This window comes from Phytoactinopolyspora halophila, from assembly GCF_003287285.1.
Lineage (GTDB): Bacteria > Actinomycetota > Actinomycetes > Jiangellales > Jiangellaceae > Phytoactinopolyspora_A > Phytoactinopolyspora_A halophila.
The window spans coordinates 1-4,632 of record NZ_QMIG01000054.1 but is presented as its reverse complement, the minus strand read 5'-3'; the positions used below and the strand labels follow the sequence as shown (position 1 = coordinate 4,632).

1 protein-coding gene is annotated in these 4,632 nt (G+C 67.1%); it reads left to right on the top strand.

The genetic code is table 11. From position 1 onward, the window contains the following. Window positions 1-34: 34 nt before the first annotated feature. Window positions 35-4,465, top strand: coding sequence for a 3-keto-alpha-glucoside-1,2-lyase-like domain-containing protein (locus DPM12_RS23730; RefSeq protein WP_425467632.1), 4,431 nt, complete (start codon window positions 35-37; stop codon window positions 4,463-4,465). The last annotated feature ends 167 nt before the right edge of the window (window positions 4,466-4,632 follow it).

Here is a 4,632-nt window from a genome sequence, read left to right as displayed (position 1 = left end):
GGAGTCGTTTTCCGAGCCGGCGTTTTTAGATCACATTCTGGGTGGCATCGAAACCGCCGCCGGCGCCACCAACGCGGACTGCGGCGCCACGGTGCACGAGAACTTCGATCAGGTCACCCTCGCCCGCGGCGTTGACGAGATGGGCGAGCCGATGGGCCAAGCCGTGCTCCCGGACGGCGGAGTGCTGCACACCGACCGTTCCGGCAAGGTCTTCTACACCGCGGCGGCCGGCGAGACGACGCTTGCCGCCGAGGTTCCGGTGTACGACTACCGCGAGGACGGCATGCAGGGCATCGCCATCGACCCGGACTTCGAGGAGAACGGCTGGGTCTACCTCTACTACGCGCCGGAGCTGGGCACTCCCGATGGGGAGGTCGAGCACAGCAGCCTCGATCCCAGCATCTGGGAGGAGTACGAGGGGCACAACAACCTCTCCCGGTTCCAGTTCTCCGACGGAGCGCTCGACCTGGACTCCGAACAGGTCATCTTGCAGGTGCCGCAGGATCGTGGCAACTGCTGCCACCACGGCGGTGACATCGACTTCGACGCTGCTGGCAACCTGTACCTGTCCACCGGCGACGACACCGACCCCTTCGAGTCGAACGGGTACTCGCCGATCGACGACCGCGAGGACCGGGCGCCCCAGTTCGACGCGCGGCGCTCCTCGGGCAACACGAACGACCTGCGCGGCAAGATCCTGCGGATCGCGGTGAACGAGGACGGCTCGTACTCGATTCCGGAGGGCAATCTGTTCCCCGAGGGAACCGAGCAGACCCGCTCCGAGGTTTACGCGATGGGTTTCCGTAACCCGTTCCGGATGAGTGTCGATCAGGAAACCGGTGACGTGTGGGTGGGCGACTACGGCCCGGACGCCGGCAGCGCCAACCAGTACGGACCCGGGGGACAGGTGGAGTTCAACCGGGTCACCGAACCGGGCAACTTCGGCTGGCCGTACTGCACCGGGATGAACACGCCGGAGGAAACCTACGTCGAGCGCGAATTCACGTCCTACTACGGTACCGACCCGAACACCGGAGAAGAGGACCCGAACGACGGCACGGACGATCCGATCGGTGAGCCGTTCGACTGCGACAACGGCCCGGCCAACGACTCGGTGCTCAACACGGGCCTGGACACGGTGCCACCGGCCGAGCCGGCCTGGATCGCCTACGACGGTGGCTCGATGCCTGAGTTCGGCAGCGGCAGCGAGTCGCCGATGGCCGGCCCGGTCTACCGGTACGATCCGGACCTGGAGTCGGAGACCAAGTTCCCCGAGTTCTACGACGGCCAGTTCTTCGCCTACGAGTTCGGGCGGCAGTGGATCAAGAACATCGGTCTCGACGACGACGGCTCGCCGTCAACGATCGGGCCGTTCTCCGACTTCATGGAGAACACCCAGCTGATGGACCTGGAGTTCGGCCCGGAGGGCTCGCTGTACGTGCTCGATTACGGGACCGGCTTCTTCAACGGTGACGAGAATTCGGCGTTGTACCGGATCGACTACGTGAAGGGCGTTCGCTCGCCGGTGGCCGTCGCCTCGGGCGAGCCGACGTCCGGGCAGGCGCCGCTCACGGTGGAGTTCTCCTCCGAGGGGTCGTACGACCCGGACCCGGGCGACACGATCTCCTACGAGTGGGACTTCGACGGTGACGGAACGGCCGACTCGACCGAGCCGGACGGCTCGTACACCTACACCGAGAACGGCGAGTACACCGCCCGGCTGACGGTCACCGACCAGACTGGCCAGGAGGGCGTGGCGACGGTCCGCGTCGTCGTCGGCAACACCGCGCCCGTCGTCGAGTTCGTCGAGCCCGCGAACGGTCAGCTGTTCACCTTCGGCGACGACGTCGACTACGAGGTGGAGGTCACCGATCCGGACGGCATGCCGGTCGACTGCGACGAGGTCGAGGTCACCTTCGCCCTCGGACATGATCAGCACTCGCACGGCGGGGAGAGCGTCCTCGGCTGCGAAGGCACGATCCCGACCGGGGCCGATGCCTCGCACGGCACCGACGACAACATCTTCGGCCTGTTGCTCGCCGAGTACACCGACACCCCGCCGAACGACGACGCGGGTCCGGCGACGGGTTCGGCCGAGCTGGTGCTGCAGCCCGACCACCGCCAGGCCGAGCACTTCTCCGATCAGAGCGGTATCCAGGTCGTTGACGCCGGCGGAGCCGAGGGTGGCGCCCGCGTGGGCTACATCGACGACGGTGACTGGATCTCGTTCAGCCCGTGGAATCTCGCCGGCGTCGAGTCGGTGAGCCTGCGGGTGTCGTCCGGGGGCTCCGGCGGCACGGTCGAGGTTCGCACCGGTGCACCCGACGGCCCGCTCGCGGCCAGCGTCGACGTGCCGAACACCGGCAGCTACGACGACTACGTCGATCTTGAACCGGTGGAGCTGGAGGATCCGGGCGGCACCGACGACCTGTACCTGGTGTTCACCGGGGACGGTGGCGGGCTGTTCGACGTCGACGCGATGACGTTCAGCACCGAGCCGCCACCCTGCCCGGATCCGGATGCAGATATCGACCCGAACGACGAGTTCGACGGCGACCAGCTGGATCGGTGCCGGTGGTCGACCATCCTGCGTCCCGACCCGGAGCACTACCGGGTGGCCGACGGCCAGCTGCAGATCGACGCGCTCGAAGGGGACATGTACGGCGGCAACACGAACGCCGCGAACGTGATCCTGCAAGACGCGCCCGAGGACGGCTTCGAGCTGACCACCAAGCTGGAGATTCCGGCGGGTGGAGACTACGAGCAGGGCGGCATCCTGGTGCACGCCGGGGACGCCAACTTTGCCAAGGCGGTCTTGATCAACATTCCGGATCTCGGCTGGCGGTTCGAGTTCGGGCAGAACGTCGACGGCGATGCCGTCTTCGACCCGGAGCAGGACCGCTCAGGTGAGCTGCCCGAAGGCATCACCGAGGAGGCCCACATCAAGGTCGTCAGCGACGGCCAGGCGCTCACGGCGTTCTGGTCGGCCGACGGCGAGGACTGGAACGAGTTCGGCCGCTCCCGGCCGCTCTCGCAGATGCCGAACCCGAAGGTGGGCCTGGCCGCGTTCAACGGTGAGGGACAGCCGACGTCGTTCGATTACTTCCACGTCGACGACGCCGACGTCACCGAGTGCGAGCCCACCGAACCGGAAGAGGGCTACCGCAGCCTCTTCGACGGCACGGCCGACAGCCTGGAGAACTGGCAGATGGCCGGGCCCGGTGGCTTCCACCACACCAACTGCGAGCTGCTCTCCTCCGGGGGAATGGGCCTGTACTGGTACGACGAGGCGTTCGACTCGTACTCCCTGAAGCTCGACTGGATGATGCCCGGCGATGACAACTCGGGCGTGTTTGTCGGGTTCCCGGACCCGGGCGACGACCCGTGGGTCGCCGTCGACGAGGGGCACGAGGTGCAGATCGACGCCACCGACGAGCCGGACCGCACGACCGGCGCGATCTACGGATTCCAGGGTGCCGACCAGGAAGCTCGGGATGAGGCTCTCAACCCGCCGGGAGAGTGGAACGAGTTCGAGATCGTCGTCGAGGGAGATCGCATCCAGGTTTTCCTGAACGGCGAGAAGATCAACGACTACACCGACACCGACCCGAACCGGATGAATCCGCCGAGCTACATCGGGATCCAGAACCACGGCGATCAGGATGACGTGTACTTCCGCAACATCCGGATCAGCGAGATCGCGGATGATACGCCGCCCGATGTCGAGGTCGAACTGGATCCGGCGGAGCCGTCGGGCGCGAACGGCTGGTGGAGCGCGCCGGTGGAGGTGTCGGCCGCAGCCACCGACGACGGCGATGGCGAGGTGTCAGTCGAGTACCGGCTCGATGGCGGTGACTGGACCGAGTACGGGCAATCGCTGGAGCTGGCCGATGACGGCGTGCACGAGCTGGAGTTCCGTGGCACCGACGAGGCAGGCAACTCGTCCGAACCGGTGCAGGTCACCGTCCCGCTGGACGCCACCGCGCCGGATGTGGTCCTCGACGGTGTCGAGGACGGTGGCGCGTACGAGCTCGGCGCGCCGCTGGAGGTCGAAGCGGTGGCCGAGGATGCCACGTCCGGCGTGGCAACGGTGGCCGTCGAGGTCGACGGCGAACCCGCGGAGAATCCGGCCGAGCTGGCCCTCGACGTCGGCGAGCACAGCGTGATCGCCACGGTGGTGGACGAGGCGGGCAACGAGGCTGAGGTATCGGTGTCGTTCGAGGTCACGGTCACGTTCGCGGGTGTGTTCGAGGCGCTGGAGGCGTATTACGAGGACGGTGTGCTCGAGCGGCCGCAGTACCGGCAGCTGGATACGCACCTGTCCACGGCACAGCGGCACGTGGAACGAGAGCTTGCTCGCCCGGCGGAGCTGGCGTTCGATCGCTTCCTCCGGGTGGCCGGGCAGGTCGAGGACGAGCAGGCGCGTGCATACCTGCTCCAGGCGACCGAACACCTACGGTCCTGATCGTTGCAAGGTCCCGGGTGCCGTGGGAATGACCCGCGTGCACCCGGGACCCCCGCGGCCGTGGCATCTGCGGACGGCCGCTGAGGCTGTTTTCTGACCGCAAGGGAGTTTGTGGTGCGTTGTTTGAAGCGTGTGGTGGCTGGTGGTGTGTCGGTTGTGTTGGCGGT